The sequence below is a fragment of the Paenibacillus sp. 22594 genome (assembly GCF_052044425.1).
Lineage (GTDB): Bacteria > Bacillota > Bacilli > Paenibacillales > Paenibacillaceae > Paenibacillus_AQ.
This window is the reverse complement of sequence record NZ_JBQENA010000003.1, coordinates 352,676-379,415: the sequence shown is the minus strand read 5'-3', so window position 1 is coordinate 379,415 and position 26,740 is coordinate 352,676. Positions and strand designations below refer to the sequence as shown.

24 protein-coding genes, 1 pseudogene and 1 riboswitch are annotated in these 26,740 nt (G+C 53.1%); of the genes and pseudogenes, 17 read left to right on the top strand and 8 right to left on the bottom strand.

The genetic code is table 11. The features are described from left to right. Nucleotides 1–11 precede the first annotated feature (11 nt). The 4 genes from hcp (at nucleotide 12) to ACTJKB_RS12365 (ending at nucleotide 5,085) form a co-directional block, all read left to right on the top strand. Complete coding sequence (gene hcp, locus ACTJKB_RS12380; protein WP_440834312.1) at nucleotides 12–1,664, top strand: hydroxylamine reductase; 1,653 nt, start codon at nucleotides 12–14, stop codon at nucleotides 1,662–1,664. A gap of 219 nt (nucleotides 1,665–1,883) precedes the next feature. Continuing rightward, nucleotides 1,884–2,543, top strand: coding sequence for a response regulator transcription factor (locus ACTJKB_RS12375; RefSeq protein WP_440834310.1), 660 nt, complete (start codon nucleotides 1,884–1,886; stop codon nucleotides 2,541–2,543). A gap of 3 nt (nucleotides 2,544–2,546) precedes the next feature. After that, entirely contained in the window at nucleotides 2,547–3,905 is a 1,359-nt protein-coding gene (locus ACTJKB_RS12370) for a sensor histidine kinase (protein WP_440834309.1), read from the top strand. 94 nt (nucleotides 3,906–3,999) lie between these two features. Next, nucleotides 4,000–5,085 (top strand): hypothetical protein, encoded by a 1,086-nt coding sequence (locus ACTJKB_RS12365; RefSeq protein ID WP_440834308.1) that lies wholly within the window; start codon nucleotides 4,000–4,002, stop codon nucleotides 5,083–5,085. An 86-nt stretch (nucleotides 5,086–5,171) separates the two neighbouring features. On the opposite strand, the gene ACTJKB_RS12360 is transcribed toward ACTJKB_RS12365, so the two are convergent. Continuing rightward, the gene (locus ACTJKB_RS12360) at nucleotides 5,172–6,152 is read right to left on the bottom strand and encodes an aldo/keto reductase (protein ID WP_440834307.1); all 981 of its coding nucleotides are present in this window, start codon (nucleotides 6,150–6,152) and stop codon (nucleotides 5,172–5,174) included. 34 nt (nucleotides 6,153–6,186) lie between these two features. Next, a complete protein-coding gene (locus tag ACTJKB_RS12355) occupies nucleotides 6,187–7,098 on the bottom strand; it encodes a LysR family transcriptional regulator (protein WP_440834306.1) in 912 nt (303 codons plus the stop codon). 95 nt (nucleotides 7,099–7,193) lie between these two features. Here ACTJKB_RS12355 and ACTJKB_RS12350 point away from each other — a divergent pair. Together ACTJKB_RS12350 and ACTJKB_RS12345 are read left to right on the top strand one after the other, a co-directional pair. Further along, a pseudogene (locus ACTJKB_RS12350) lies at nucleotides 7,194–8,086 on the top strand (DMT family transporter). A 13-nt stretch (nucleotides 8,087–8,099) separates the two neighbouring features. Further along, entirely contained in the window at nucleotides 8,100–8,702 is a 603-nt protein-coding gene (locus ACTJKB_RS12345) for a flavin reductase family protein (protein ID WP_440834304.1), read from the top strand. Nucleotides 8,703–8,800: 98 nt separating this feature from the next. Here the strand turns inward: ACTJKB_RS12345 and ACTJKB_RS12340 are convergent, their stop codons facing one another. Continuing rightward, nucleotides 8,801–10,687 (bottom strand): flagellar assembly protein A, encoded by a 1,887-nt coding sequence (locus ACTJKB_RS12340; protein WP_440834302.1) that lies wholly within the window; start codon nucleotides 10,685–10,687, stop codon nucleotides 8,801–8,803. A 103-nt stretch (nucleotides 10,688–10,790) separates the two neighbouring features. Further along, nucleotides 10,791–10,884, bottom strand: a riboswitch (cyclic di-GMP riboswitch). 304 nt (nucleotides 10,885–11,188) lie between these two features. Beyond that, on the bottom strand, nucleotides 11,189–12,289 hold the full coding sequence (locus tag ACTJKB_RS12335; RefSeq protein WP_440834300.1) for an FUSC family protein: 1,101 nt from the start codon (nucleotides 12,287–12,289) through the stop codon (nucleotides 11,189–11,191). A 298-nt stretch (nucleotides 12,290–12,587) separates the two neighbouring features. Here ACTJKB_RS12335 and ACTJKB_RS12330 point away from each other — a divergent pair, with 298 nt between their 5' ends. Genes ACTJKB_RS12330 through ACTJKB_RS12315 form a run of 4 tightly spaced genes read left to right on the top strand, consistent with a single transcriptional unit; the run spans nucleotide 12,588 to nucleotide 16,402 of the window. Beyond that, nucleotides 12,588–13,712 (top strand): ABC transporter ATP-binding protein, encoded by a 1,125-nt coding sequence (locus ACTJKB_RS12330; RefSeq protein ID WP_440834299.1) that lies wholly within the window; start codon nucleotides 12,588–12,590, stop codon nucleotides 13,710–13,712. Beyond that, nucleotides 13,702–14,505 (top strand): ABC transporter permease, encoded by an 804-nt coding sequence (locus tag ACTJKB_RS12325; RefSeq protein ID WP_440834297.1) that lies wholly within the window; start codon nucleotides 13,702–13,704, stop codon nucleotides 14,503–14,505. The genes ACTJKB_RS12330 and ACTJKB_RS12325 overlap by 11 nt, the downstream gene beginning before the upstream one ends. Continuing rightward, on the top strand, nucleotides 14,505–15,332 hold the full coding sequence (locus ACTJKB_RS12320; protein ID WP_440834295.1) for an ABC transporter permease: 828 nt from the start codon (nucleotides 14,505–14,507) through the stop codon (nucleotides 15,330–15,332). Before ACTJKB_RS12325 ends, ACTJKB_RS12320 begins: the two co-directional genes overlap by 1 nt. Then, entirely contained in the window at nucleotides 15,329–16,402 is a 1,074-nt protein-coding gene (locus ACTJKB_RS12315; protein ID WP_440834293.1) for an ABC transporter substrate-binding protein, read from the top strand. The genes ACTJKB_RS12320 and ACTJKB_RS12315 overlap by 4 nt, the downstream gene beginning before the upstream one ends. Before the next feature lie 807 nt (nucleotides 16,403–17,209). On the opposite strand, the gene ACTJKB_RS12310 is transcribed toward ACTJKB_RS12315, so the two are convergent. The 4 genes from ACTJKB_RS12310 to ACTJKB_RS12295 all read right to left on the bottom strand — a co-directional run bounded on the left by ACTJKB_RS12310 (nucleotide 17,210) and on the right by ACTJKB_RS12295 (nucleotide 20,812). Next, nucleotides 17,210–17,893 carry a hypothetical protein gene (locus ACTJKB_RS12310; RefSeq protein ID WP_440834291.1) on the bottom strand — a complete coding sequence of 228 codons (684 nt, stop codon included), beginning with the start codon at nucleotides 17,891–17,893 and terminating at the stop codon, nucleotides 17,210–17,212. Nucleotides 17,894–18,099: 206 nt separating this feature from the next. Continuing rightward, nucleotides 18,100–18,924 carry a methyltransferase domain-containing protein gene (locus ACTJKB_RS12305; protein ID WP_440834289.1) on the bottom strand — a complete coding sequence of 275 codons (825 nt, stop codon included), beginning with the start codon at nucleotides 18,922–18,924 and terminating at the stop codon, nucleotides 18,100–18,102. A 335-nt stretch (nucleotides 18,925–19,259) separates the two neighbouring features. Beyond that, the gene (locus ACTJKB_RS12300; protein ID WP_440834751.1) at nucleotides 19,260–20,099 is read right to left on the bottom strand and encodes a 1,4-dihydroxy-6-naphthoate synthase; all 840 of its coding nucleotides are present in this window, start codon (nucleotides 20,097–20,099) and stop codon (nucleotides 19,260–19,262) included. Nucleotides 20,100–20,110: 11 nt separating this feature from the next. Next, nucleotides 20,111–20,812 carry a futalosine hydrolase gene (locus ACTJKB_RS12295; RefSeq protein ID WP_440834287.1) on the bottom strand — a complete coding sequence of 234 codons (702 nt, stop codon included), beginning with the start codon at nucleotides 20,810–20,812 and terminating at the stop codon, nucleotides 20,111–20,113. A gap of 263 nt (nucleotides 20,813–21,075) precedes the next feature. On the opposite strand from ACTJKB_RS12295, the gene ACTJKB_RS12290 reads away from it, so the two are divergent. From ACTJKB_RS12290 to ACTJKB_RS12260, 7 genes are all read left to right on the top strand, one after another. Further along, a complete protein-coding gene (locus ACTJKB_RS12290) occupies nucleotides 21,076–21,546 on the top strand; it encodes a MarR family winged helix-turn-helix transcriptional regulator (RefSeq protein WP_440834285.1) in 471 nt (156 codons plus the stop codon). A gap of 177 nt (nucleotides 21,547–21,723) precedes the next feature. Then, nucleotides 21,724–22,125 carry a DoxX family protein gene (locus tag ACTJKB_RS12285; protein ID WP_074087425.1) on the top strand — a complete coding sequence of 134 codons (402 nt, stop codon included), beginning with the start codon at nucleotides 21,724–21,726 and terminating at the stop codon, nucleotides 22,123–22,125. A gap of 50 nt (nucleotides 22,126–22,175) precedes the next feature. Then, on the top strand, nucleotides 22,176–23,126 hold the full coding sequence (locus ACTJKB_RS12280) for a ring-cleaving dioxygenase (protein WP_440834283.1): 951 nt from the start codon (nucleotides 22,176–22,178) through the stop codon (nucleotides 23,124–23,126). After that, on the top strand, nucleotides 23,123–23,743 hold the full coding sequence (locus ACTJKB_RS12275) for an alpha/beta hydrolase (RefSeq protein WP_440834281.1): 621 nt from the start codon (nucleotides 23,123–23,125) through the stop codon (nucleotides 23,741–23,743). The genes ACTJKB_RS12280 and ACTJKB_RS12275 overlap by 4 nt, the downstream gene beginning before the upstream one ends. Nucleotides 23,744–23,887: 144 nt before the next feature. Next, a complete protein-coding gene (locus ACTJKB_RS12270) occupies nucleotides 23,888–25,117 on the top strand; it encodes a multidrug effflux MFS transporter (protein ID WP_440834279.1) in 1,230 nt (409 codons plus the stop codon). Next, entirely contained in the window at nucleotides 25,114–26,025 is a 912-nt protein-coding gene (locus ACTJKB_RS12265; protein WP_440834277.1) for a DMT family transporter, read from the top strand. Before ACTJKB_RS12270 ends, ACTJKB_RS12265 begins: the two co-directional genes overlap by 4 nt. Before the next feature lie 131 nt (nucleotides 26,026–26,156). After that, on the top strand, nucleotides 26,157–26,513 hold the full coding sequence (locus ACTJKB_RS12260) for a FlxA-like family protein (protein ID WP_440834275.1): 357 nt from the start codon (nucleotides 26,157–26,159) through the stop codon (nucleotides 26,511–26,513). The last annotated feature ends 227 nt before the right edge of the window (nucleotides 26,514–26,740 follow it).

Here is a 26,740-nt window from a genome sequence, read left to right as displayed (position 1 = left end):
AGTGAACGTGAATGAGCGAAATGTTCTGTTTTCAATGTCAGGAGGCGGCAAAGGGATCAGGCTGTACGATCCAGGGAGTCTGCGGTAAAACCAGCGAGGTGGCTAATCTCCAAGATCTGCTGCTGTATACGCTAAAAGGCATTGCGATCTTTGCACGGCGGGGCCGCGAACTCGGGATCACCGATCCCGGTACGGAGAAATTTATGACCGGGAGCATGTTCGCCACCATCACCAATGCGAATTTCACCCCGGAGCATTTTACCGCAAGCATCAGGGAAGGCGTGAAGTTTCGTGACCAGTGGAGAGACAGACTGAAGCTGACAGGGGCAGAGGTTGCCCTTTCCGGTCATGACGCAGCCCTCTGGGTTGCCGGTACGGACGAAGAGCTGATGCTGAAAGCACAAGAGGTAGGTGTTCTTGCCACAGAGCATGAGGATATCCGTTCCCTGCGCGAGCTGCTGACCTATGGGCTGAAAGGGATGGCGGCTTATATGGAGCATGCGGCGGTGCTGGGATATTACGAACCCGGTGCACAGGCTTTTATGGAAAAAGGGTTGGCGGCGGTGCTGGACGATACACTAAGCGGTGATGAGTTGACGGCACTTGTTCTGGAATGCGGGAAGCTGGGCGTGGATGTGATGGCGCTGCTGGACCGGGCGAATACATCGACTTACGGCAACCCGGAGATCACCAAGGTGAATATCGGCGTGGGAACCCGTCCGGGGATTCTGATCAGCGGGCATGACCTGAAGGATATGGAGGCGCTCCTGAAGCAGACGGAAGGGACCGGAGTGGATGTGTACACACACAGTGAGATGCTGCCGGCCCACTATTACCCTGCCTTCAAAAAGTACAGCCATTTCGTAGGCAATTACGGTAACGCCTGGTGGAAGCAAACGGAGGAATTTGCGAGCTTTAATGGTCCGATTCTGATGACTACGAACTGTATTGTACCTCCTAAGGAGAGCTATATAAACCGTCTGTACACCACAGGCCATACCGGCTTCCCCGGAGTGCGGCATATTGCGGCTGATGAGAACGGAGAGAAGGATTTCTCTGCGGTCATCGAACAGGCCAAGAACTGCGAGGCACCTACTGAAATCGAGACCGGAGAGATTGTCGGCGGCTTCGCCCATGCTGCGGTAATGAATGTGGCCGATCAGGTAGTAGAAGCAGTACAAAGCGGCGCGATCAAGCAGTTCTTCGTGATGGCAGGCTGCGACGGCCGGATGAAGAGCCGGAGTTACTATACCGATTTCGCTGCCGAACTGCCGGAAGATACAGTGATCCTGACGGCCGGCTGCGCGAAGTATAAATACAATAAGCTGGCGCTTGGCGAAATCGGCGGGATTCCCCGCGTGCTGGATGCCGGACAATGCAACGACTCCTATTCTCTGGTCGTCATTGCGCTGAAGTTGAAAGAGGTATTCGGACTGGATGACATCAATGATCTGCCGATTGCCTACAATATTGCCTGGTACGAGCAAAAGGCAGTTATTGTCCTACTGGCTCTGCTGCATCTGGGTGTCAAGAATATTCACCTCGGCCCGACATTGCCGGCCTTCCTCTCCCCGAACGTGGCCCAGGTGCTGGTAGACACCTTCGGGATTAGCGGTATTACCACTGTAAAAGAGGATATGGAGCATTTTATCGCTGCTGTGTAACGCTGTGTAATATAAACAGTTAAATAGGCCGGACGCTTAATCCCGCTGGGAGAATAGCGTCCGGCCTATTGGCATTTAAGATGGATAGGCTCCATACTCAAAGGGTTAAGGAACGGCCACAGGGTTTGTAAAATAGAGGGAATTGGGTTAAAATGTCGAACCACAACGTCTGTTGTATTGAACGGGTGCAGATGGATAAGCAAAGATGGGGGTTTGGGGATGGCAACGATATTGGTGGTTGAGGACGAGAAGCCAATCAGTGATCTGATTACAATGAATTTAAAGCTGGTTGGCCATCAGTTTTTTAAAGCCTTTGATGGGGAGCAGATGCAGCGGATTCTGGAGCAGGAGAAGATTGATCTTATTTTGCTGGATGTGATGCTGCCCGTCATGGATGGATTTGAATGGATGAGGCAGCATCACCATCCGGGTGTTCCGGTTATTTTTATTACCGCCAAGGATTCTTTGGCTGACCGCATCACCGGCTTTGAGCTGGGCGCGGACGATTATATCATTAAGCCATTTGAAATTTTGGAGCTACTGGCCCGGATTAATGTCGTTTTGCGCCGTACCGTTAAGGAAGAAGAGGGATTTCTGGCCGGGGATGTTGAGGTTCGTCTGCAGGCGCGGAAGATCTATAAGAGTGGACAGCTTGTTGAACTAACGGCTAGAGAATTTGAATTACTGGAGGTTCTGATTCAGAACAGAAATATTGCCTTGTCCCGGGATAAACTGCTGGAACTGGCCTGGGGTTATGAATTTGAAGGAGATACCCGGACAGTGGATGTGCATATCCGGCAGCTGCGCAAAAAACTGGGCTGGGAAGAACGGATCAACACGGTGTACAAGCTGGGTTACCGTCTGGAAGCGGAGAGGTGAGCGATGAGATTCTGGCAGAAAACGCTGGTGCTGATGCTCGTCTTGTTCGTCGTGGCACTGGATGTGAGCGTCATTATGATTATGAACAAAAGCTGGCAGCTGAATATGAAAAGAGAACAGCAGCGGGCGGCAAGTGATCAGGCCCTGATTGCCAACAATATCTATGAAAATCTGAACTCTATTAAATCACGGGGCATGCAGATTAACGATACGATTCTGCTGGATGTTGCCCGTTCCTATGGGGAGTATTACCGGGAGCGGGGGATTTCACTGGAATTGTCGAACCAGGATACTCCCATCTATGCTAGGCCAGCGGAGTCGTCCGCCCGCTATATCAGCGTAACGAATGAGCTGCCGGCGCCTTACGGGCATTTGCATCTAACCTACCGGCGGGATATTGAAGCGCTGTATGTCGGCCAGGATGAGTTGAACCGGTATTTTGTCTATATCAACTGCGTCTCTATTCCTGTTCTTGCCGCTCTCATGTATGTGTTGATCCGCAAGCTGACGAAACCTCTGCAATCATTGGCGGACAGCACCAAAAATATTGCCGAAGGAAACTATGGCAAACGGGTGCAGCTTAAGAACAGGGATGAATTCGGGGAGCTGGCGCAGCATTTCAACCGTATGGCAGATGCTGTGGAAAGGCAGGTTACGGATCTCTCCGCAATGGCTGAGGTGAAGCAGCGGATGGTGGACAACCTGGCTCATGAACTGAGAACACCGCTGACCAGTCTGCAGGGATTCGCCCAGTATTTGAATGCCGCCCATATCGACGAAGAAGAGCGGATAACAGCAAGCGGCTATCTCTGGAGCGAGACGCTGCGCCTGAAGAATCTGGTCTTCAAGCTGCTGGATCTATCCATTCTCAGCCATCAGCCGGTGGAACGGAGCCGGATACCCGTTGTGGAACTGTTCGAATCCGTGCGTCGGATGGAGCAGGTGAATCTGGACGCGGCGGGGATTGAGCTGCTTCTAGATGCGGGTATTCCCGCGGTATGGGGCGACCGGGAACTGCTTGAATCGTTCCTGGTCAATTGCCTGGAGAACTCAATTCATGCTTCAACCCCAGGCTCGGAGATCAAGCTGGCTGCGTATGAACAGGATACTGCGGCGGTTCTGGAGGTAACAGACTCCGGCAGAGGCATGAGCGCAGTACATCTGGAGCGTGTGTTCGAGCCGTTCTACCGGGTGGACCATGCCCGTTCAAGAGAACATGGCGGCGCCGGACTTGGTTTGGCCCTGTGCCGCCAGATTGCTGAGGCGCATCAGGCCCAGCTGTCCCTAAGGTCGGAAGAGCAGAAGGGGACGACCATCAAGCTTATTTTACAACTCCATAACAACGGGCCCCTTACTTTATAACATCTTTATCTTACAGTAAGGCTATGACAAGCCCACTTACACATTGGAGGTAATGAAGAAGATGAACAGGAATGACGTTAAATCAGCCCTTGGAGTGATATTCATATCGGGAGGACTGCTGGGTCTCAGTGCTTTTGCGGTGCCGCATATTGTTGCTCACACAGAAATGGGCCGCCAGGTGCCGGAGGCGAATGTGTCCTACTATCAGCAGCACACCGGGACGCCTGCTGTTCAATTGGCGAGCGGCCAGATTCCGGTGTTGAAGATCGAGGCGGAGGCTCCGGTCTCGACGATACAGACATATTTGGAGCGCACGGTCACTGAAGAGGAAATCAAGGAGTCCAATGCGTACGCCGAAAAGCTTAGATATATGGATCATGAAATATTCACGCGGGAGATGACCGAGCAAGAAAGCAAGCGGCGGCTTATCCTGGACGATCAATATCGATTCGATGGCCTGCGTCCCAAGCAGAAGCTGCCCATGAAGGCCGGGAACTACGAGTTTTATCTAGATCGGAGCAAGGCTACTTATGTACTCCCCAAGCGTGCCCTTACGGATGAGGAACTACTGCAGTTTATCGATTGGACTTATCGCTTCAACTATGTGTTGGGCCTGAGCTATGTGAAACCGCAACCCGATCAGAAGGACATCAGCGAGGCTGAAGCCCTGGGCAAAGCAAGAGAGAGTGTGACCCGTCTGTTCAATGTGGATCTGTCCAAGATGGAGTTCACGGCGTTTTATACAAAAATGGGTCTTGAGAAAAAAGGGCAGTGGCTCGTCTCTATCCATCCTTACCGGGAAGGGACGCTCCAAGCTCAAGGAAAGCCCTATTTCAGTTATAATGTGTTCGTTGATCCGCTGAACGGAACAGTCTTGGATACGACGATTGTGGAACGGAGCTATAAGAGAACACCGATCACAGCAGAGATGGACGGGCGGATCAGACAGGATTCCAGCTGGCTCCAAGCCGCGCGCACCATTGTTGCGGACAAACAGGGCGACACCCGTGAGATTATCGGCACTACTATTATTAAAGACAGCATATATGACAAACGTGGGGTTGTAGCAGTTTTGGTTAAACTGAAAGACGGAAGCTCCTACACCGCAGAACTTCGTTATCCCGAGAAGAAACTGCGCTGCCTGATTTATACTCCGGCCTCCCCGGCCTCCAAGTCATAAAGACTGTTATTGTCTTGTGCACAAGCGCCTACGTTATAGTAATCAGCCGCCGCCATTCACAAAAGGCAGCGGCTGAGCTGCGTTGTCTACGGCAGCCGGTAGTATGCGAACGGCTCGCCGTGCCGGAAGCCACGGCTGGCTTCGTCCAGCCGGTGCAGGCTGCCGGCATCCAGAGCGAGCGCAGCGCTCTGAATGCTTTCTTGCAGCTGCGCGGTCTTTGTAGCGCCGACAATGACGGTGGAGACGGCCGGCTGGTGCATCAGCCAGGCCAGCGACAGCACGGTGGGGGAGGTCGCCAGCTCAGTGGCGATGCCTCCCACCGCATCGCCAAGGGCGATCCGGTCTTTGGTCAGGAAGCGGCTGAAGTTCGGATCGGTCTGCGCTCGGGAGCCGGCAGGCGCAGGCCCGCTCCCGCTCCCGCCATATTTGCCTGTGAGTATGCCTCCGGCCAGCGGGAAGTAAGGGATAATGCCGATTCCCTGATCCAGACAGAGGGGAAGCAGCTCGCCCTCCGGTGTGCGGTCGGCAAGAGAATAGCTGGTCTGAATGGAAACATACTTGACCAGGTTGCGGGCTTCGCTGATCCCCAATGCCTTCATGAGCTCCCAGGCAGCATAATTGGAAGCGCCGATATAGCGGACCTTGCCTGCGGATACCATATCATCTAAGGTACGGAGGGTTTCTTCCAGTGGTGTATAGGGATCGAAGGTATGAATCTGATACAGATCCACATAGTCTGTCTTCAGGCGGCGCAGGCTTCCCTCCAGCTCCTGCATCAGATGATGACGGGAAGAGCCGCTGCCCCCGGGTCCTCCATGCACCGGCAGCCCTGCCTTGGTGGCCAAGACCGCCTTTTGCCGTCTCCCTTCAAGCGCCAGTCCGATAATTCGCTCTGATTCCGTCCCGGCGTAAATATTCGCGGTATCTATAAAGTTAATCCCCTGATCGAGCGCGGCATGAATAATATCAATGGAGGTCTGCACATCGGCTCTTTTTCCGAACGCATTGGTTCCGAGGCCCAGCGCAGAGACCTGCAACCCGCTGTGGCCCAAACGATTAATTTTCACTTCATCTCACTCCTTTTTCATTCCATCTGAACAGTTATACTCGTCCGCCCTGGATGGACTTTGGTACAACAGTACCGGGTTCCGAGGTTAGCCGCAGCGCGGTATCCATGAACAATCTGACGGCAATCGAAACCTCGGCAAGGGAGTTGACCGCGAGATGAATATCCCGGTAGGCATCGGGAGCAAGCTCCCGGATAATCACACCCGGAGGAAGCGAGAGCAGTGAGAGCTGGGACATCACGCCCACAGCCAGCCCTTCCTTCACCATACTCAGTGCAGTCATATAGCTGCTGACCTCATATTTCACATTCAGCTTACTGTCGCCCCTCTTGAATAAATCAACTACCGGAGGCTCATACCCGGATCTGCAGATCAGCATCGGCTCATCTTCCAGATCCTTCACGCAAATGACGTGCTTGTGCCGGAGCGGATGGTCCTCCTGGAGCACAGCATACAGCTTCTCCCGATAAAGCGGAACGGAGTCGAACTCCCCTTCCGGCGGAATGATCAGTCCCACATCGATGATCCGGGCTTCCAGCCATTCCTTTACCTCGGCTACGGTTCCTTCATACAGCCTGATCTCAATTTCGGGATAGCTTGCCGCGATTTCGCGAATAATCTTCGGCACCAGGTGGGCCGAGGCAACCGGAAATGCCCCGATCCGGATCAGCCCCTTCTCCAGCCCCTTCTCAGCGGCGATCTCCTGTTCCACTTTGTCATACCCGATCAGAATCTCGCGGAAAACAACAAGGACACGCTTGCCGATATCGGTCAGCATCAGCCCGTTGCGCCGGTCACGCAGCAGCAGCTTCACCGCAAGCTCTGTCTCCAGTGCAGATATCGCCCGGCTGACTGCCGGCTGGGTCATATTCATTTCCAATCCGGCTTTGGTAAAGCTGCCGCTTTCCGCAATGCTGACAAACAAACGAATTTGAGTATTGTTCATATCAGATCTGGTATGCCCCTTATGAGTATAATTCATTTCAATTATAACTAATTTTAATGTATCATTAGGCTGAAAATAGAACAAGAGGTGAATATATGCATCAGCAGAGGAAAACCATAGCCCTGCTTATCTTTCTGGTTATTGTCTGGGGCATCAATTGGCCTCTTTCCAAAATTGCTTTACATTACGCTCCGCCGCTTTTGTTTGCCGGCATCCGGACCGTGATCGCTGGTGTAATTCTTATATTTGCTGCGCTTCCGAAGTGGAAGAAGCTTGAGCTCAGGCGGCTGTGGCCGGTCTATCTGATTTCGGCTTTTCTAAGTATCGTCTTCTATTATGGCTTCCAGACCATTGGCCTGCAGTATGTGCCCTCCGGCCTGTTCTCGGCCATCGTCTTTCTGCAGCCGGTGCTGCTTGGTATCTTCGCCTGGATCTGGCTGGGGGAGAGCATGTACGGGCTGAAGCTGGCCGGTCTCCTGCTTGGTTTCCTCGGCGTGCCTCGCTTAGCATCGGCGGCTTCAACGGGAGTATCTCGGTCCAGGGAATTGTGCTCGCCTTGGCCAGTGCGCTCAGTTGGGCGTTTGCCACGGTCTATACCAAACGCAATGCGGCGCGGGTAGATATGCTCTGGATGACCGCCATGCAGATTATGATCGGCGGCATCATTCTGCTGGCTGCAGGGTCGGTGACCGAGAGCTGGGCGGATATCACCTGGAATGCGGCTTTTATCTTGAATACCCTGTTTATTTCCGTATTTGTGATTGCCCTGGGCTGGATGGTATATTTCAATCTTATTAAGGATGGGGAGGCTGGCAGAGTAGGTTCTTTCACCTTCCTGATTCCGCTAATCTCCATCGGTTCAAGTGTAGTGCTGCTGCATGAGCGGATTACCTTGAATCTGGTGATTGGCCTCCTGCTTATTGTAAGCAGCATTGTTCTCGTTAATGTTAGAATAAGCCGAAGAACCCTAAGACGTCCTACTCATTAATTGGAGGTGTACCATGTATATCAAAGCTTCTGAACAAACAGCGCATGACAACTACAAGCTGCTGATCGGCAGTATTATTCCCCGGCCCATTGCCTTTGTCACCTCGATGAACGAACAAGGCGTAGTGAACGCCGCCCCGTTTAGCTTTTTTAATATTGTGAATGATGAACCTCCAATGATTATGATCTCCTGTGTGCGCAAGGCAACCGGAGAGATGAAGCATACCGCAAGCAATATTCTGGGGAATGGAGAGTTTGTTGTACATATCGTGGACGAGGATAATGTTGGCGCTATTAATCACACCTCGATCAATGCCCCTGAAGGCATCAGCGAGGTGGAGTTGGCTGGACTTACGCCAATACCCGGGCTGATGATCCGGGTTCCGCGTATAGAGGAGTGCAGGATCGCCATGGAATGCCGTCTCGTGCGGCATGTGGCGCTGGGACACTGCGATATGCTGGTCGGTGAAGTGCTCTGTTTCCATATAGAGGATGAACTGATTCAGGGTGGGCGTATTGACGCTGCCAAGCTGAAGCCGGTCAGCCGTCTTGCGGGAGCTTCATATGCGGCAATCGGCCGGACGTTTGAGCTAGAAAGACCCCAGTACGAATCTTGAGCGCTCGGAAAAGAGACTCTACAGGATGCCGCCACGCGGCTCTGCAGGGTCTCTTTTTTTCTTTTGGCGATTCAGCTGTATGTAACGGATTCTGGTGGTTATTCGACGGGAACAGCGCCTGATTCTTTGCATTTTTGTTTCAAGCTCTTGGCTGTAAACGTAAATCCTCCGCCGGGTTTAGCAATCTCCAAGGAATACCCGTCTATGGTTACTGATGCATTATGAATGGTGCTCGCTGTGATTTGGTGACCTGCAACAAGAAGCGATCCGGGAAGGGACTCTCCGCTAACATTCTGAGCTGTGATCGTTCCCTCTGCTTCCATAGCGGAGTCGGAGCACATGGAACCATCCTTCGCAAAATAAATATCGCCACAGGAACACAGCGTGCTCCGGCCAATCCCTTCCCCATGAATATGAATATCTCCGCCGGATTTAATGATGCTGTTCAGTGCCCCCGAAATATCGATCCGGACTTGCTCCTCCTGCATGAGGGAGATTCCCTCGATAAGCTTTTTAAGCAGACTCAGAAAAGAGCCTATTCCCGCATCTGTAATGAGGTCAGTAAACTGTCCGGGTTTCAGAAAAATATCCATCATGTGCCTCACAATCTTGGTGTCCTGCGGGTAGTCAGCGCTCAAGTCCGACAATAGTTCCCGCATATCGCCAATCAGAAGGGGGAGATGATCATATTTGCTCTCCAACAGCAGCATGATGACTAAGCCGTACTTCACCGTCTGCATCGTGGACTCGACCGTCTCGGCAAGGTTCTTGGCTGCTTCTCTCAGACTGGAGATCTCTTGAATCAGCAGCTCGGAAAAGCTGCACAGACGGTGATGTGCGGCGCCGAACGCTCCGGCATACAATTCACTATCCACGGCCTTGCCGCTGATAAATATACTGCCTGTTGCCGCAATTCTGGAGTGGTGAACATCACCGTATATGTATACATTACCCAAGGCTTCAATAACCGTGTTCTTGTTCAGAGGATGAACTGCAATAATATCTCCCGGGAACCTAATGGTGGCAGGTTCCACGGTATCATTCTGCGGAACCCTATAGGTTTGGGGGAAATCAATCGTTTTTACAAAGGTTCCGTTTCCGGTAATACGCGGTCTGCCTTTACAGCGGGCAGCGATCTGTCCCCCTGGAAGCAGTACCGCATAGTGTCCGGTCAATAGAGTAAGGTCCCGCGGCGGGGGCGGGGGAAGGACACCGCCATACACGGTAAATCCGGGAAGGCCCTCTTGGGGGGGGAGCTTGTGTGCAAACACTTCGCCTTCTTCTACAGTAAGGAATTCATAGTGGCTGGATTCATCATCAGAAAGGCCGGTCCCCTTGAAAGCATTTTCTATCTTCTTCTGAAACAGCAGCTCCAGCCTCGCATTGGTCCCGGGTACGGGAGCCTTGCCTTCTGCTATGCAGACAGGAAGATAGGTCGGGTTGTTCAGCTCTTCATAGAGAGCAGGGATGTTGAGCGAGCTGACAATGGATCTTTTCTCAAAGCCAGACATAATCTGCTCTATCGACAGAACGGACAACAAGGAATCGCGGTTCATTTCTGCACGGACAGTGACATTGGCTGAAGCCGGACTGTTGACCAGGTTCCAGGCATATCTTTCGGCACGGTAAAGCGTAAAGTACACTTTGAGCTTATCATCGGATACAGTAATCTGATATTGTGGCTTCTCGCAAATCTCCCAGGTGAGATCATCTGCAGACGTGATTGGCGTTGGCTCTGTGAGGGTTTGGCCATTGATCTTAAGGATTACGGGATGGACAGCTGAAATTACAGCGGGCATGCCGCCAGGCAGAGGAGGCGTGATGAAAATTTGGTTGTTCTGGATAATGATAACGCCGTTCTTCGCTCTGTCTGTTCCGCCAAACGTCTGAGCATCCACAGAATAAAGATCCATGAGATTGTGCTTTCCAAGAAGCATGGAAGCAATGAACTCGTACCGTGAACGTTCGATAATATGCTGCGGCATTCTCGTAACCTCACTTTTCGTATAATCAATGGTATCTGAACAGAAAAGAACATCATGGAGCCGTGATGCGATATCTTGGGATATCCGACCAAATGGCGTCTCTATTGGCAACCTGGCGACCATAAAACAGCAATACCTGTACTTTTAGGCCCATGGCTTTGCGTCCTGCCCTTTCAGACAGTTTGCCTTTAGGAATAGATCAATGATATATACTCAGTACAAGGCCCATTAAATCGACTATAATCGACAAAAAACTGGTCAATACTGGCACTCTGTCCAATAAAAACTTCAGCAAACAACATTAATTCTAGTACTTAAGTAGCGAATTTTCAACTGGAATAATTGATTTAGACTATAAATAATGATAAATGTAACTAATTGTTGATTTATTGTAAATTAAATGTAATTAAGGATTTTTTCTATTTATTGAATTCTAAACTAAAAGGGGATTTAGCGGGGGATTATGGCCGATACTCCAGAAAAAAAAGGACGCTCCCAAGCCTAAAGCTTGTGGGAGAGTCCCTTTTGTATGAAGCGCATTGCGCGGGCTGCCTCAGTCTTGCTGTTCTGCGGTGCGGCTGACATCACCACGTAGTCGGCCTGTTCGATTTCCTCCAGCACCCGGTTCAGGTGGGAGAAGACCGCCCCGAGATCGCGGATGGAAGTCAGTGAGCATTTTCCCTGCAGCTCCGAGAACCAGGCTAGTTGAAGGTCGCGGGCCCGGCGCAGTGACTCGGGAAGCGAATGCTGGCTTTCGGCATCTGAGAGAGTTTTAGTACCATAGAGGGCGATACAGTCTGCGGTGGCGGTTACGATCTCCACCATCCAGTCAGCCGCGGCATGATGTGTTGGCAGCAGCGCAATTTCTGAGCTGATCTCCTTGACATAGCATTGAATTTGCTTGAGATGTGCGGTGGCTTGGGAGAGTCCGCGAAGCTCGCTGCGGCACTGGTAATGCGTTAAGGTATAATGCAGTTCCTTTTGCTGCTGCTCGCTCTTCGCCAGCAGCGAAGCGGAACGTGTCAGCGTATCTGAAACCTGAGGTGCCCCCCGTCCGCCACCGGCCAGGCCGCTTAAGGCATCAGCCAGCAGCAGACTGCCTTCGAGTGCCAAGCCTTTGACCTTGACGAACCCCTTGGGCGGAACGATAATCATATTGATGATTAGAGCAATAATGACTCCGATAAGCGTTTCGGCGACCCGCCACTCGATATAATGATCATGATAGAAGGTAAGTGCCAGAACAGAGGTTACACCGACCTGTGAGATGGCTTGGATATTTATCCGGCAGGCAGTAGCGACTCCGATGCCAATCAGCAGCATCAGCAGAATGGAGAGCGCTCCGACATCGAAGAATCGTCCCACGATCAAGCTCACAATCCCGCCCAGCACAACGCCGGTCATCCGGTATACACCCTTTTCCAAGGAAGCCTTGACACTCCCCTGAGTGATCAGAATCGCCGCCAATGGAGCGAAATATAAGTAGCTGTCTCCATACAGGGTGTGTACCGTCAGCCAGGAGAGTGAAGCAGCCAGTGTAACGCGTATCATATATAAAGACAGTCCGAATTTCTCCAGGCGGTCCTGTAATCCTTCGTTCATGAGGGTCATCTTCTTTCAGGTTATTAAGAGAAAAAATGAAGTGACTTTCAGCCGTTTTCATTATAGCACCGCAAAACAGGCCGGAAGAGCTTTAATTTTTACGAACTTGTTAAGTTTCCGGTGCTGATTTTTAACAAAGTATGGTATCGCATATATAGGTCTTATCCTTTATGCTGTATATTATGGAAGTATGTCGAAGGAAGGGAGGAACTGTCGCTTACTCGCGCTGAGCATGCCACTTCGATTGTCCCCCGCAAGAAGCGGGTAAAATAGGTTGTATTACATAAGGTAAGGGAGGTTGTTAGCTATAGCTACCCCGGAAGGCACTATTATTTCTTTTGACCAGGTGGTTAAACAATACGACGATGAAGAGCCGGTACTAAAAGGCGTCAGCTTTGAGATCGAACGCGGCAAGTTCTATACCCTGCTGGGCCCTTCGGGCTGCGGCAAGACGACTATTCTGCGGTTGATCGCCGGCTTCGCCGAGCCAACGGAAGGCTCAATCATTCTCAATGGCCAAATGATCAACCACATTCCCGCTAACGAACGGCAGGTCAATACGGTTTTTCAGGATTATGCCCTGTTTCCGCACCTGAACGTATTCGAGAATGTGGCCTTCGGACTGCGCATTAAGAAGCTTAAGAAGGATGTGATCACGCAAAAGGTGCAGGAAGCGCTGCGCTTTGTGAACCTCGTAGGCTACGATCAGCGCGCCATTAATGAAATGTCCGGCGGACAAAGACAGCGTGTAGCGATTGCCCGCGCCATCGTCAACGAGCCGCAGGTGCTGCTGTTGGATGAGCCGTTATCAGCACTTGACTTGAAGCTTCGTACAGAGATGCAGTATATTCTGCGGGAAATGCAGCAGCGGCTGGGCATTACCTTCATCTTCGTGACCCATGACCAGGAAGAGGCGCTCGCGATGTCGGACTGGATCTTCGTCATGAACGGCGGACGGATCGAACAGAGTGGCACGCCCAATGATATTTATGATGAGCCGATCAACCGGTTCGTGGCCGATTTCATTGGGGAGTCGAATATTGTGCCGGGTGTGATGATTGACGATTACTTGGTGGAGTGGGGCGGGCACCGGTTTGAATGTGTTGATGCGGGACTGAAACGGAATGAGGCGGTAGAGATTGTAATTCGTCCTGAGGATCTGGAAATCGCCACACTTGAGCAGGGCAAGCTGCGCGTGCGTGTGGATTCCCAGCTGTTCCGGGGCGTACATTACGAGATCAGCTGCTATGATGAATCCGGCCATGAGTGGCTGGTCCATTCTACCCGGAAGGCCGAGGTCGGCAGTGAAATCGGGCTTTATTTTGACCCGGAAGCGATTCATGTCATGCGTTTCGGTGAAACGGAGGAAGAATTCGACAAACGTCTGGAAGCGTACGGCGAGGTGGAAAGCCATGAACAGTAAGGGCCGGTCGTATGTTCTCATCCCTTATTACTTGTGGATCGCGCTGTTTGTCATTGCGCCGGTGCTGCTGGTCCTCTATTATTCCCTGTTTGACCTGGACGGGCATCTCACTCTGGATAATTACATTAATTTCTTCACACCAGTATATATGCGGATGATGCTTAACTCCTTCTGGTATGCATTCCTGATCACGGTGTTCTCTCTTTTGGTTGCTTATCCGGCAGCCTATCTGCTCACACGGACCAAGCATAAGCAGCTGTGGCTGCTGCTGATCATTCTCCCTACATGGATTAATCTGCTGTTGAAGACATATGCATTCATCGGTATCTTTGGCACCTTTGGGCCAGTTAATAATTTCTTTGACCTGCTCGGGATCGGGGAACAGCAGATTCTGTTCACGGGTTTTAGCTTTGTATTTGTGTCGGTGTATATCTTTATTCCGTTCATGATCCTGCCGATCTTCAGCGCTCTGGAGGAGCTGAATTTGTCGCTGGTGGATGCCGCGCGCGATTTGGGCGCATCCGGGTGGACAACCTTCCGGCGGGTGATTTTCCCGCTGACGATCTCGGGAGTGCGTTCCGGCTGCATGGCAGTGTTTATTCCGGCATTGTCGCTGTTCATGATTACGCGCCTTATCGCCGGCAACCGTGTGATTACCCTGGGTACCGCGATTGAGCAGCATTTTCTGGTCACACAGGACTGGGGCATGGGCTCTACCGTTGCCGTTTTCCTGATCGTCATCATGGCGCTGTTCATGGTGCTGACGGGCGGTTCACGGAAAGGGGTGCGCTAGTGAGGAATAAAAACGGATTTGCCAACCTGTATCTGGTCCTGGTCTTCGCCGTGCTCTATGCGCCGATTCTGTATCTGATGTATTACTCGTTCAATAGCGGGGGCACGATGCATGAATTCGAAGGCTTCACGCTGGATTATTACCGCGAAGTCCTTCAGGATACCCGGCTGATGATTATTGTCATTAACACACTGGTCATTGCGCTGCTGTCATCGGCGATTGCCACGCTGATTGCGATTATCGGCGCACTGGCCATTCAGCGTACCCGCAGCCGCCGGGCCAAAAATACGCTGCTCTCGCTGAACAATGTGCTAATCGTCAGTCCCGACGTCATTATCGGGGCCTCTTTCCTCATCCTGTTCACCATTGTCGGCGTTAAGCTCGGCTTCACGTCGGTCCTGCTCTCGCATGTGGCATTCAGTGTGCCGATTGCTGTGCTGATGATCCTGCCGCATCTGCAGGAGATGAGTCCAACGCTGACCGATGCGGCCCGGGATCTCGGGGCCAGCCGCCGTGATGTGCTGACGAAGGTCGTGCTGCCGATTATCAAGCCGGGGATTTTCAGCGGGTTTTTCATGGCCCTGACATATTCACTGGATGATTTCGCGGTGACGTTCTTTGTCACCGGGAATGGATATTCCACGCTGTCGGTGGAGATCTACTCCCGCGCGCGGCAAGGTGTATCTCTGTCGATCAATGCGCTATCGACGCTGATCTTCCTGTTCACCATTCTGCTGGTGACCGGGTATTACTTCCTGAACCGACGCAAAAACCGCCCGGCAGCTCCGCTCACCGAGCCTGCCGCCGAAATGGGGGTGCCTAGATGAAGCAACTGGTAAATGCTTTTCTGGCGATTCTTATTGTGGCCTTCGGGCTGATGTTCCTCGCGGCCCGGCTGAACTCGGCTGAGGGATATTCCGGGGGGAATACGCTGACCATCTACAACTGGGGCGATTATATTGAGCCTGAGCTGTTAAAGCAGTTCGAGAAAGAGACCGGAATCACGGTCATCTACCAGACGTTTGACTCCAATGAAGCTATGCTGACCAAGGTTGAGCAGGGCGGGACGAACTTCGATGTCGTGGTCCCATCCGACTACGCCATTGCCAAAATGCGGGAAGAGAACCTGCTGCTGCCGCTGGATAAAAGCAAGATTCCGAATCTGGCCAACATCGATTCGCGGTTTATGAATCTGTCGTTCGATCCGGGCAACGTGTATTCCGTGCCCTACTTTTGGGGGACGGTCGGGATTATCTTCAACCCGGACATGACCAAGGGCATGGATTTCAGCAGCTGGGATTCCCTGTGGGACAGCAGGCTGAAGAATAATATCTTCCTTGTGGATGGTGCCCGCGAGGTCATGGGTATGGCGCTGAACAGCCTGCACTATTCGGTCAATGACAAGAATGAGGACCATCTGCAGGAGGCGCTGGCCAAGCTTGACAGGCTCTCGCCTAACGTGAAGGCGATTGTCGGCGATGAGATCAAGATGCTGCTGGCGAATGAAGAAGCGGCTGTTGGAATCGTATGGTCCGGTGATGCCTCGGAAATCATGGACCAGAACGACAAGCTGGATTACGTGGTGCCGAAGGAAGGCTCGAACAAATGGTTTGATAACATGGTCATTCCGCGCAGGGCAGCCAACGTGGAAGGGGCGCACAAGTTCATCGACTTCATGCTCCGGCCCGATGTGGCCGCCAAAAACGCAGAGTATGTCGGCTACTCCACTCCCAACATTCCGGCGCTGAAGCTGCTTCCCGAGGATATCTCCGGGGATACCCGCTTCTACCCGCCTGCCGAAATCACCGACAAGCTGGAGGTCTACGACAACCTCGGCAAACGGATGCTCGCTCACTACAACGAGCTGTTCTTGCGGTTCAAGATGAACAAGAAATGAGTGGCGGAGGGATAGTTGGACTGGTAGTAGGCTGAGCTGAGATAGAACGGTTGAGAAGGCTGGGAACGGGTCTGAACAAGCGCTTGGCAGCACACTCAGCAACATCACTCGGCAAAAAAGCCTGACGCGGAACTGCGCGTCAGGCTTTTTCCGTGGAGCCGTGGGTGGTGGAACCACGCCTAATGAGTTACGAAGACGGCTACGGAAAAAGTCGAGTGGGTTGGAATGTGGGGCCCCCGTAACCCCGTAACCCCGTAACCCCGTAACCCCGTAACCCCGTAACCCCGTAACCCCGTAACCCCGTAACCCCGTAACCATTGAAAACTTCGGCCCTTTACCGGCTAGTTTTTTAACTTCGCTCAGTGGATTTTTCGTTTTCAATTTAGTGGGAATTTCTCCATATAAATGCCCTGGCCCACCAATTGAAGGGGTGCTAGTGGGAAAAAGTATACTTAAAACAGCCTAAAATCAAGAGTTTAGGTAAAATGATTCTATTTAAGTTTACTTTTTCCACATAAACGTCCTGAAACTAAATAAATGTACAAATTAGGTTTCCTTTTTCCACTTAATTCTGAGATCGAATGTTGGCTAAAGGACAAATGCGATTCACTGCTGACCATTGATTGAACGTGACCGGCAGCCTGACAATCGGAGAGCACAAGCAACCGGATAAAGGGGCGCATCTGGTACATAGCATGTAGGTTACTCGAAACATAACCACTGCAGCCCGCAAGCCCGCAAACTTGTGCCATCCATTGGCGATAGTCCACCGATAACCAAACTACTTAATCAAACTACTTAATCAAACTAATGAAAGTACTCCAGAACCCCGTGTACCAGCTCGTAACGGACAATTCTTTGCAGCCCGGGGTCCGGGGAAGGGAGTAGCCAGCCTTTTTCGGTCAGACTGCGAAGGATTCGAATCGCCGTTTTGTAGGTAATATCGAAATGCTCCTCCACATCCAAGGGGCGGATGGGACGTGCCAGTTGAACGGCCAGCCGGATGACCTCCTGCTCCATCAGCTGAACGCGCGATACAGGCGCTTCAGACGGTTGGTATTTACTTAGAACCATACGCAGCAAGGTCATGCATAGCTCTGGACGTTGTTCCACATCATCATAGGCAAAAGAAATCACATGGTAGCCCATGGCATACAGAAACGTTTCACGGTTAAGCTCGCTGCAGTATTTCTGCCTGTCCATATCACGCACATGTGACGCAAAGCCTTTGATTTCGATGAGCAGCTTCACATATCCGGGCAGCCAGGCAAAATCGGCAAAATAGGATCTTCCTCTCCAGTCGGTCACCTCGTATTCGGGATGAAGCCCAGTAAAAGTGCCCCGAAGCGGCCACCAGACATTGCGCAGGAATAAGGTTTCCGCGTGCAGATGACCTCTCTCCAGCCGTCCCCGCCGTTCTCCCGCGGGTCTGTCCGTCAAATGTCCTTTGATAAATTGCAGATGTGCTTCTTCAAATATCAATAGATTCACTCTCCCTGGAAAATAGAAAACGCCCCGGCTTCCCCTTGGAGGGCAACCGGGACGTTCTTCGTCTCGCTTCAATAAGTATAGGTTAAGCACAAAGTATAGGTCAAACATGAAGTACAGGTTAAGCACGAAGTATAGGTCAAATAAGCGGATATGGCTAAAATAAACACCGCAAATACACAAATACCGCAAAAGCCGCAAAATACCGGCTACTTTACCCCAATCCTCATCCGGTAGCTGATCAGCACAGGCAGTGTCCGGCCTTGGTAATATTGCTCCACCTTTGATGTGAAATCCGCTATATCCTCTTCCAGGGCGGCAGGAGCAAGCTTCAGCACGGTTTGGATACCGCCTTGACTGAGTGTAAGTCCGACATAACGCTGTGCATCGCAGTCCTCCATGTTATGAAACACCATTTCCCGCGCATAAGAAAATGCACCGCTGGCTTTTATTCTGGCTAAATGGCCTGCTTTGTCCCATTTATGCGCCTGTTCGGCTGTGGGTTGTAGCTCGGCCAGCAGATCATCTGCCGCTGCGATCAGCTGATTGTAGTGAGCCTCAATATCCGGCTGCAGAGCCAGCGGCCAATCACAATCATAGGCGGCGAATACGCCGCCCGGACACAGACAGCGGGAGATCTCCTGCAGCGTGCTGGCCGGGTCCATCCAGTGGAATGACTGCGAGCAGGTGATAATGTCTACGCTGCAGGGTGGAAAAGGAAGCTGGTTAGAGAAGCCATGGACAAATGACAGGGCTTCTGCCCCACTCCCGAGAAGATGCAGCTTCTCCAACGCTTTGCCTAGCATATCGGGGTTAGGCTCCACTCCGGTTACGGCATCCGCGGCATCCTTCCATAGAAAGGTGGACAGCCCGGTTCCACAGCCCACATCGGCTACCCGTGAAGGCCTGCGGCCCAGGTAATTGGTCAGCAGTCCAGTCACGATGGGCGGAGCTTCGGGCCGGTAGCGGTCGTAGTCGTCCTGATACCCCAGGAACCGTTCAATATTAGGCTTGCTGTTGCCGCCAGGGATCATATAATCAAAAACCTCCTCGCAAGTGCTGGTCAATACTTCTATTGTAAGGAGTCTAAGACGCCATGCCAAATGGCAGTGAGAGAAATGAAGCTGATTTACCAGCGTTAATGCCGGACAAATGTTAGAGTACAGTGAACGTGAGCGTGTACGTGTACGGTTGCAGGTGCTAGATTGTCAGCATAAAAGTCGTTTGTAGCCAGCAAATACCCAAGCCTCAGTTTGCAGTATAGGATTAGTAGTCATACAGCCTGCAGAGGATAAAGGGAATCTTGAACCGTCAGGTTATAAAATAAGCCGGCTTCCGTAGCGTTGACACGCAGTCCGGGAGCCGTACGCTACCGCAGCAGCGAGGGGTCAACCGCCGGAACCAAATCTTCGGCGGCAGCGCGGTTTAGCAGCGCTGAAATTGCGGCATAGCCGTCGTCTCCGAGGCTCATCGTGAACTCATTGACATAAAGATCAATGTGCGACTTGGCGACCTCCGGCGAGAGCTCCTGGGCATGGTCCAGCACATACTCTCTGGAATCGGTGGGGTGATCCCACGCATACTGCAGTGAGCTGCGGATCCAGCCGGTAATGGCCTCATGGTCCAGGTCGCGGCGGGCGATAATTGCACCAAGCGGTATGGGCAGCCCGGTATCGCTCTCCCACCAGCTGCCCAGATCGGTCAGCAGGTTCAGGCCATAGGACGGATAAGTGAAGCGGGCTTCATGAATCACGAGCCCTGCATCGATCTGCCCGTCACTTACCGCAGGCATGATCTCGTCGAAGGGCAGGACGACGATCTCGGCAGGTCCGCCCGGCACCTGCTGTGCCGCCCATAGGCGGAACAGCAGATAGGCGGTCGAGCGCTCACTGGGAACGGCGATACGGCGTCCCGACAGCTCACGCGGATGCTTGATAGCGCCAGCGCCCTTGCGGGTCAGAACCAGCGGGCCGCAGCCCCGGCCAAGAGCGCCGCCGCAGGGCAGCAGCTTGTACTTCTCCAGCACCCAGGGGAGCGCAGCGTAGGAAATTTTGAGCACCTCCGGTCCGGTACCATCCGCAGCCAAACCGTTGGTGATATTGATATCGGCAAACGTTACATTCAGCTTGGGCGCATCCGGAACTAAGCCATGAGCCCAGGCATGAAATACGAAAGTATCATTAGGACAAGGGGAAAAAGCTATATTCAGCTCTGTTGACATTACAGCACCTCCAGTAGTATAGCGGCTGCTGCCGCGAGCGCATCGAGCGCTTCAGGGATCTTCCACGCGGCCCGGTCACGCGGGCCGACCGGGTTCGAGATCGCGCGCAGCTCCAGTGCCGCGATCCCGAAGCGCTGGGCGGCCACGGCAACCCCGTGGCCTTCCATCGCTTCCGCCGCCGCCTCCGGATGGCGCGCGGCCAGAGCGGCGGCCGTCCCGGCGGTGCCGGTCGCCGTTGACACGGTAAGCACGGTTCCCGTGCTTACCGCAAGTCCGGCCGCTGCCAGCGCGGCCGAAACCGCCTGCACCGTGCCGCTGTTGGCCGGCACGGACACGCTGCCGAAGCCAAGCTCGGCAGCGCTGCGGAAGCCCTCCGGCGTCTCTGCGCCGAGGGCCGCGTCAAGCATCTCGCTGGCGACGACCAGCGAGCCTACGGGCGCACGGCCCGGGAAGCCGCCGCCGATCCCGGCGCTGATGACGCAGCCGTAGCCTCCGGCTGCCAGAGCGGCGGCGGTTCCAGCCGCCGCAGCGGCGGTGCCGGCGCCCGCCGCGATGACATGGAACCTGCTGCTGCCCTTCAGGCCGCGCAGGACCGCGTCCCGCTCTGCCGCGACCGCCGTCACGATCAGGATGCGCGGAGCGTCAGGTAGAAGCCCTGCTTCACCGTGCGGGCCTGGAGCTTGTCTATCGAATGCTTCCATCATCCAGCCTCCTTCTATAATAAGTCACTTTACTATAAGCATAAGTTCAGCGGATCAGTAGCAACTGATCTCCAAGGCAATATCCAAGGATTCAGCTGGCTTTTCCAAGGAAAAGGATACGCCGTTTTTAGAGGCAGGTCAAACCGCGGTGATTTATTTTTTGCAGAAGGTGTTGACAAGTGATCTGGATTGGATTATATTTATCTTAACTTAAAGATGTTTAATTTAAAGATAAACGAAAAAGCGATGGGAGGTGAACAAGGATGAGTGATTCCAAGGAGACATTAAGCATAGCGGCCGATAGAGAGACTGCAGATCAGGCAGCATCGCTGAAACTGTTCGTTGTCCTGTCTAAGGCGTATAAGAGCCTGATGGATCAGGCGGTGAAGGATATGAAGAGCCACGGGCTCGCTTCGGCGGAGTTTATGGTGCTGGAGGTGCTGTATCACAGAACCCGGATTCCATTGCAGCAGATCGGCGAGAAGATCCTTGTCACCAGCGGCAGTATTACTTATAACATCGATAAGCTGGAGAAGAGGGGATTGTTGAAGCGTGTTCCCTGCAGCGACGACCGGCGCGTAACTTACGCAGAGATTACGGATGCGGGACGCGAATTGTTCGATGATATTTTCCCCCGTCATGTCCATTCCATTCACAGTATGATGGGTGGCCTGAATGGAGAAGAGAAGGATCAGGCCATTCAACTGCTGAAGAAGCTTGGCAAAGGCGTATAGACAAAAGGCATCTGACAGCAGGTACAGCAGCAGATACGCCTTGCCAAGGAATAGCGGAGGAACAGCCTCATTGTAAAAGAAAGCATAGTTCCTCAGGAACAACAGCAAGACCAAAAATTTTTACCTAATATCTTAACGTTAAGATAATTAAATCAAAGAGAATGGAGTGTGTTTAAAATGGTTAGTGTAGGTTTATTGTTGATGAGATTGGTAATCGGGATTGCGTTTATCGGGCATGGTTCACAGAAGCTGTTCGGCTGGTTCGGCGGCTATGGTCCAAAAGGGACCGGTGGCTGGATGGAGTCGATTGGGATAAAACCTGGGGTGCTGATGGCGGTGTTGGCCGGATTAATGGAGCTTGTCGGAGGTCTGCTGTTCGCAGCCGGGCTGCTGACACCGCTGGCTGCCGTACTGATTGCCGCAGCTATGCTGGGCGCCATTGTTAAGGTTCATGCTCCGAATGGCTTTTGGTCTACAGCGAATGGTATCGAGTTCCCTCTGACGCTGCTGGTGGTTGCGGTGGGGGTTGCACTGGCCGGACCGGGATCGATCTCGCTGGACGCCCTGTTCTTTAACTGATTTTCGCTGAAACATCATTCTTGCCCATAACATTTCAGGAGGTAATTATAATGACTATGCAAACTCAAGGTATTCACCATATTACTGCTTTTGTTGGAGACGTACAGCGCAATGCTGATTTCTATGCCGGAATTCTTGGACTGCGCCTTGTGAAAAAAACCATCAATTTCGATGCTCCCGAGGTATATCACCTCTATTTCGGAAATGAACAGGGTGCGCCTGGCACGATCATTACGTTCTTCCCCTGGTCTGAGGGACGCAAAGGCCGCATCGGCGGTGGTCAGGTGGGTGTAACCACTTATGCAGTGCCGGTAGGCTCCATGGAATTCTGGAAGCAGCGCCTGGCTGCTTATCAGATCCCGGTGACCGAAGTGAGCCGGATTGGCGAGTCTTACATCTCGTTTGCTGATTTCGACGGATTGCGGATTGAACTTGTTGAACGTGAAGAAGGGGCGCCAAGCACCTGGTCCTTTGGCGGTGTGACGCCTGAGCATGCCATCAAGGGGTTCGGCGGAGCCGTTCTCTACAGTACAGATCCGGAAAAAACAGCAGATACCCTGTCCCGTACACTCGGCCTCGAGCGCATCGCTGAAGGTGACGGATACATCCGCTACCAATCGACCGGAGATCTGGGTAACATCATTGATTTGAAGGCAGCACCGGTTCCGCACGGAGCAGGAGGCACGGGTACGGTCCATCACATCGCCTGGCGGGCCAAAGATGATGCCGAGCATCTGGAATGGGGCCGTCACGTGCAGAGCCATGGCTATCAGCCGACGCCGGTGCAGGACCGCCAGTACTTCAACGCTATTTACTTCCGTGAGGAAGGCGGAATTCTTTTCGAGATTGCAACTGATCCTCCAGGCTTTGCCCGTGATGAAGCACCGGATGCTCTGGGACAGAAGCTGATGCTTCCCGCCTGGTTCGAGCCGCACCGTGCGGTGATCGAAGAGAACCTGACGCCTTTTGAAATCCGCGAAATCGGGGTGAACCAGGGATGATTCATATCTTCCGCAAAGGCACCGATGATCGCTTGCCGACGTTAGTCTTGTTCCATGGTACAGGCGGTAATGAAAAGGATCTGCTGCCGTTGGCTGAACTGCTGGCCCCTGGTGCTTCGGTGCTGGGTATCCGGGGGAATGTGCTGGAGAATGGCATGCCGCGTTATTTCCGGCGGCTGGCTGAAGGCATCTTCGATGAAGAGGACCTGATCTTCCGCACCCATGAGGTTAAGCAGTTTTTGGATGAGGCAGCGGCTAAGTACGGTTTTGATTCCGGCAATCTGGTGGCTGTAGGTTACTCCAACGGTGCAAATATCGCCGGCAGCCTGCTGTTCCACTACGGAAGTATCTTCCGCTCCGCTGTGCTGCTGCATCCGATGGTGCCGCTGCGCGGGGTGAACCTGCCATCCTTGAAGGATGTTGCGGTGTTCATCGGAGCAGGCACAAATGATCCGATCATCCGCACGGAGGAAACCGGGGAACTCGAATCTCTGCTGCAGGGGGCAGGTGCAGAGGTAACCATGCATTGGGGCAATCAGGGTCACCGCCTCAGCTCAGCCGAAGCTGAAAGTGCCCGTGATTGGCTGAAACAGCAAAGTGATTTCCGCCAAGTCTAACCGTATAACCGTCTGCGGGGCCGCTGCCAAGTGACTGTATCAGCCACTTGATAGCCCCTGCGGGCGGTTTTTTGCATTGAATAATCCATCCGGGATGGGTAGTATGAAGGTTACATTGCTACGGAAAGGTTGACGTTATTGCTTATGATTACAAAAATCGATAGTAGGGTGCTGAAAGCGGAAGGGCCGTCACGGAAGCAGCGGCTGCAGATCGCTGTCATTCTGGGGGCTATCTCCGCGATTGGCCCGTTGTCCATTGACATGTATTTGCCCGCGCTTCCGGCGCTGGGGGCACATTTTGGCGCCGGAGCTGCGCTGGTGCAGCTCAGCCTGACCTTTTTTTTGCTGGGACTGGCCTCGGGTCAGCTGGTAGCCGGACCTTTGAGCGACGTTTATGGCCGCCGCACTCCACTGCTCATTGGCATGGTGGTGTATGCAGTCTCCTCCTTGCTGTGCGCGTTCAGCCCTTCCATCGGGCTGCTGGTGATGCTGCGGTTTATCCAGGGGGTAGCCGGGTCGGTAGGTGTCGTGATCTCGCGCGCGGCGGTGCGTGACCTGTATAGTGGCTCCGAGTTAACCAAATTCTTTTCCCTGCTGATGATTGTCAATGGATTGGGTCCGATCCTGGCCCCGGTCATCGGCGGCCAGCTGCTCAGAGTGACAACATGGCAGGGGGTGTTCGTGGTGCTGTTTGCCGCCGGTCTGATCTTTTTTGCCACGATTCTGCTGCGGCTTCCAGAGACCTTGCCCAAAGAGCGGCGTTCCAGGAGCGGGCTTCGCGGTACGCTGCGTACGTTCGCTGTCCTGCTTGGCAATGGAAGATTTATGGGATATGCCCTCTCTCAGGGATTTGTCTCTGCCGCCATGTTCGCGTATATTTCCGGTTCATCCTTTGTTCTGCAGAATATTTTTTGGGTATCCCAGCAAATGTACAGTCTGATTTTTGCCGTCAATGGACTGGGCATTATCCTTTCGGGCCAGGTCGCCGGCAGACTCGCCGGACGATTCGGCGAACAGAGATTTCTGGTGGGCGGCCTGCTGCTCTGCACGCTGGGCGGTGTACTGCTGCTGCTGACCGTTCTGTCCGGAGGCGGGCTCGTGCCCATCCTGATCTGCTTATTCGCAGTGGTTTCCAGTGTGGGCATGGTTGGAACAACCAGCTTCTCCCTGGCCATGCAGGATCAGGGCGAGGCAGCAGGCAGCGCATCGGCACTTCTCGGCCTGCTGCCCCTGTTGCTTGGCAGCTGTGTAGCTCCCCTTGTCGGACTTGGCGGCAGTGAGACCGCCTTGCCTATGGCAATGGTCATCGCAGGGGCTGGCCTGTGCTCCATTCTGTCCTATCTCTTGCTCTGCAAGCCGGGAGGTGCCCGGTGAGCCGCAAGGATTTTGGCACTTTGCTGCTGCTGGCTTTTGCCTGGGGCGCTTCCTTTTTGTTCATGAGAATCGCTTCGCCTGAGCTGGGGCCGGTATTTACGACAGAGCTCCGTGTCACGCTGGCTGCTGCCGTCCTGCTGCTGTATGCGGTATTGAAGCGCCAGAAACTGGGCATCTGGCGGCACGCCAAGCAGTTCCTGTTGCTTGGGGCGGTCAATGCCGCCCTTCCCTTTACGCTGATCTGCCTGGCGGAGCTGCATCTGAGTGCCTCTCTGGCAGCCATCCTTAATGCCACAACTCCAATGTTCACAGCGCTTGCCGCCTGGGGAATCCAGCAGGAGAAGCCGGGACTCACCAAGTCGGCAGGCCTTCTGATCGGGCTGCTTGGAGTGGGTGTTCTGGTAGGCTGGAGTCCTGTTCCAATGGATGGCAAGATTCTGTTATCCGTCTTCTTTTCTCTGGGGGCAGCCCTCTCCTATGGGTTCGGCGGATTATATGCCTCGCGGGTAGGCCGCGGCCTTGAGCCCCTGACGCTTGCCGCCGGACAGCAGCTTGGAGCGGCAGTAGTGCTGTTGCCGCTGGCCATTGTTTTTGCACCCGATCATCTGCCGTCGGCCCCGGCTGTCTATTCTGTTCTCGGGCTGTCCATCTTCTGTACCTCCATAGCCTATCTGTTGTATTTCCGCCTGATCCGCAATGTCGGCGCCGTGAAGACCGTTAGCGTTACTTTTCTGGTTCCTGTATTCGGCCTGGTCTGGGGTGTGATTTTTCTGCATGAACAGGTTTATGCCAATACCATCGCCGGGCTTGTGATTATTCTGCTGAGTGTTACTCTTGTGAACCGGAGAAAAAAAGGCGCTGGACCCGGCAACCCGGGTGAAGTATCGGCCCGTCAGGGGAAAATATAGTCCTCCCCTTATATGCATGGGTGCATTGCAACTCCCGGTATGCCGGATGCCTTTCAGCAAACTTTCAGCGCATTTTAACGTTCCTCCCGGATCAACCGCCTATACTTGGAGAAGTGAAGGGAGGGACAAGCATGAATATTTCATCTGTATCATCGGCATCTTCTACTACATACACATCCTCCAGCGCATCTGATACCGCTGCATTGGAGAAGCAAAAAGCCAAGCTGGAAGCCGATTTGGAAAAGGTTAATTCCAGCAAAGACGATGAGAAGACCAAGGAGACGAAGACCAAGCAGCTGGAGCAGCAGATCAAACAGATCGATGCACAAATTGCCCAGAAGTCTCAGAGCGGAAGCTCCTCTTCGGCAAGCGGCAATGCAGCTCCGCCGGAGAAACCGGCAGGCGGCAAAACGCTTGTGCCTGCAAGTGCGCAGGATATTGCGACAGCCACTACAGACAGCGAAGGAAGATTTGACATCCGGGTGTAGTTCCGTCAAAGCGAGTAAGCAACTGAATTTAAGCAGCATCTGAAAAGAGGACACCTTTGCCGTGAGGGGGTCCTCTTTTTTTGGCGTGTCATAGATTTTTTGAACGCTGTAGTGCAGGGTATTGGGGCTTGCGGGTGGTCTAACCTTTGAAACACTCCAAAAAGAGCCTTTCATCCATAGTCTTGGTATAATGGAGAAATGAAAAAGGGCAAAAGGCTTATTAAGCC

What these genes read in the sequence shown, in the direction of transcription:
- hcp (WP_440834312.1), top strand. Translation starts at nt 12, where the DNA reads ATGAGCGAAATGTTCTGTTTTCAATGTCAGGAGGCGGCAAAGGGATCA.
- ACTJKB_RS12375 (WP_440834310.1), top strand. Translation starts at nt 1,884, where the DNA reads ATGGCAACGATATTGGTGGTTGAGGACGAGAAGCCAATCAGTGATCTG.
- ACTJKB_RS12370 (WP_440834309.1), top strand. Translation starts at nt 2,547, where the DNA reads ATGAGATTCTGGCAGAAAACGCTGGTGCTGATGCTCGTCTTGTTCGTC.
- ACTJKB_RS12355 (WP_440834306.1), bottom strand. Translation starts at nt 7,098, where the DNA reads ATGAACAATACTCAAATTCGTTTGTTTGTCAGCATTGCGGAAAGCGGC.
- ACTJKB_RS12345 (WP_440834304.1), top strand. Translation starts at nt 8,100, where the DNA reads ATGTATATCAAAGCTTCTGAACAAACAGCGCATGACAACTACAAGCTG.
- ACTJKB_RS12340 (WP_440834302.1), bottom strand. Translation starts at nt 10,687, where the DNA reads ATGCCGCAGCATATTATCGAACGTTCACGGTACGAGTTCATTGCTTCC.
- ACTJKB_RS12335 (WP_440834300.1), bottom strand. Translation starts at nt 12,289, where the DNA reads ATGAACGAAGGATTACAGGACCGCCTGGAGAAATTCGGACTGTCTTTA.
- ACTJKB_RS12325 (WP_440834297.1), top strand. Translation starts at nt 13,702, where the DNA reads ATGAACAGTAAGGGCCGGTCGTATGTTCTCATCCCTTATTACTTGTGG.
- ACTJKB_RS12315 (WP_440834293.1), top strand. Translation starts at nt 15,329, where the DNA reads ATGAAGCAACTGGTAAATGCTTTTCTGGCGATTCTTATTGTGGCCTTC.
- ACTJKB_RS12305 (WP_440834289.1), bottom strand. Translation starts at nt 18,924, where the DNA reads ATGATCCCTGGCGGCAACAGCAAGCCTAATATTGAACGGTTCCTGGGG.
- ACTJKB_RS12295 (WP_440834287.1), bottom strand. Translation starts at nt 20,812, where the DNA reads ATGGAAGCATTCGATAGACAAGCTCCAGGCCCGCACGGTGAAGCAGGG.
- ACTJKB_RS12290 (WP_440834285.1), top strand. Translation starts at nt 21,076, where the DNA reads ATGAGTGATTCCAAGGAGACATTAAGCATAGCGGCCGATAGAGAGACT.
- ACTJKB_RS12285 (WP_074087425.1), top strand. Translation starts at nt 21,724, where the DNA reads ATGGTTAGTGTAGGTTTATTGTTGATGAGATTGGTAATCGGGATTGCG.
- ACTJKB_RS12280 (WP_440834283.1), top strand. Translation starts at nt 22,176, where the DNA reads ATGACTATGCAAACTCAAGGTATTCACCATATTACTGCTTTTGTTGGA.
- ACTJKB_RS12275 (WP_440834281.1), top strand. Translation starts at nt 23,123, where the DNA reads ATGATTCATATCTTCCGCAAAGGCACCGATGATCGCTTGCCGACGTTA.
- ACTJKB_RS12270 (WP_440834279.1), top strand. Translation starts at nt 23,888, where the DNA reads ATGATTACAAAAATCGATAGTAGGGTGCTGAAAGCGGAAGGGCCGTCA.
- ACTJKB_RS12260 (WP_440834275.1), top strand. Translation starts at nt 26,157, where the DNA reads ATGAATATTTCATCTGTATCATCGGCATCTTCTACTACATACACATCC.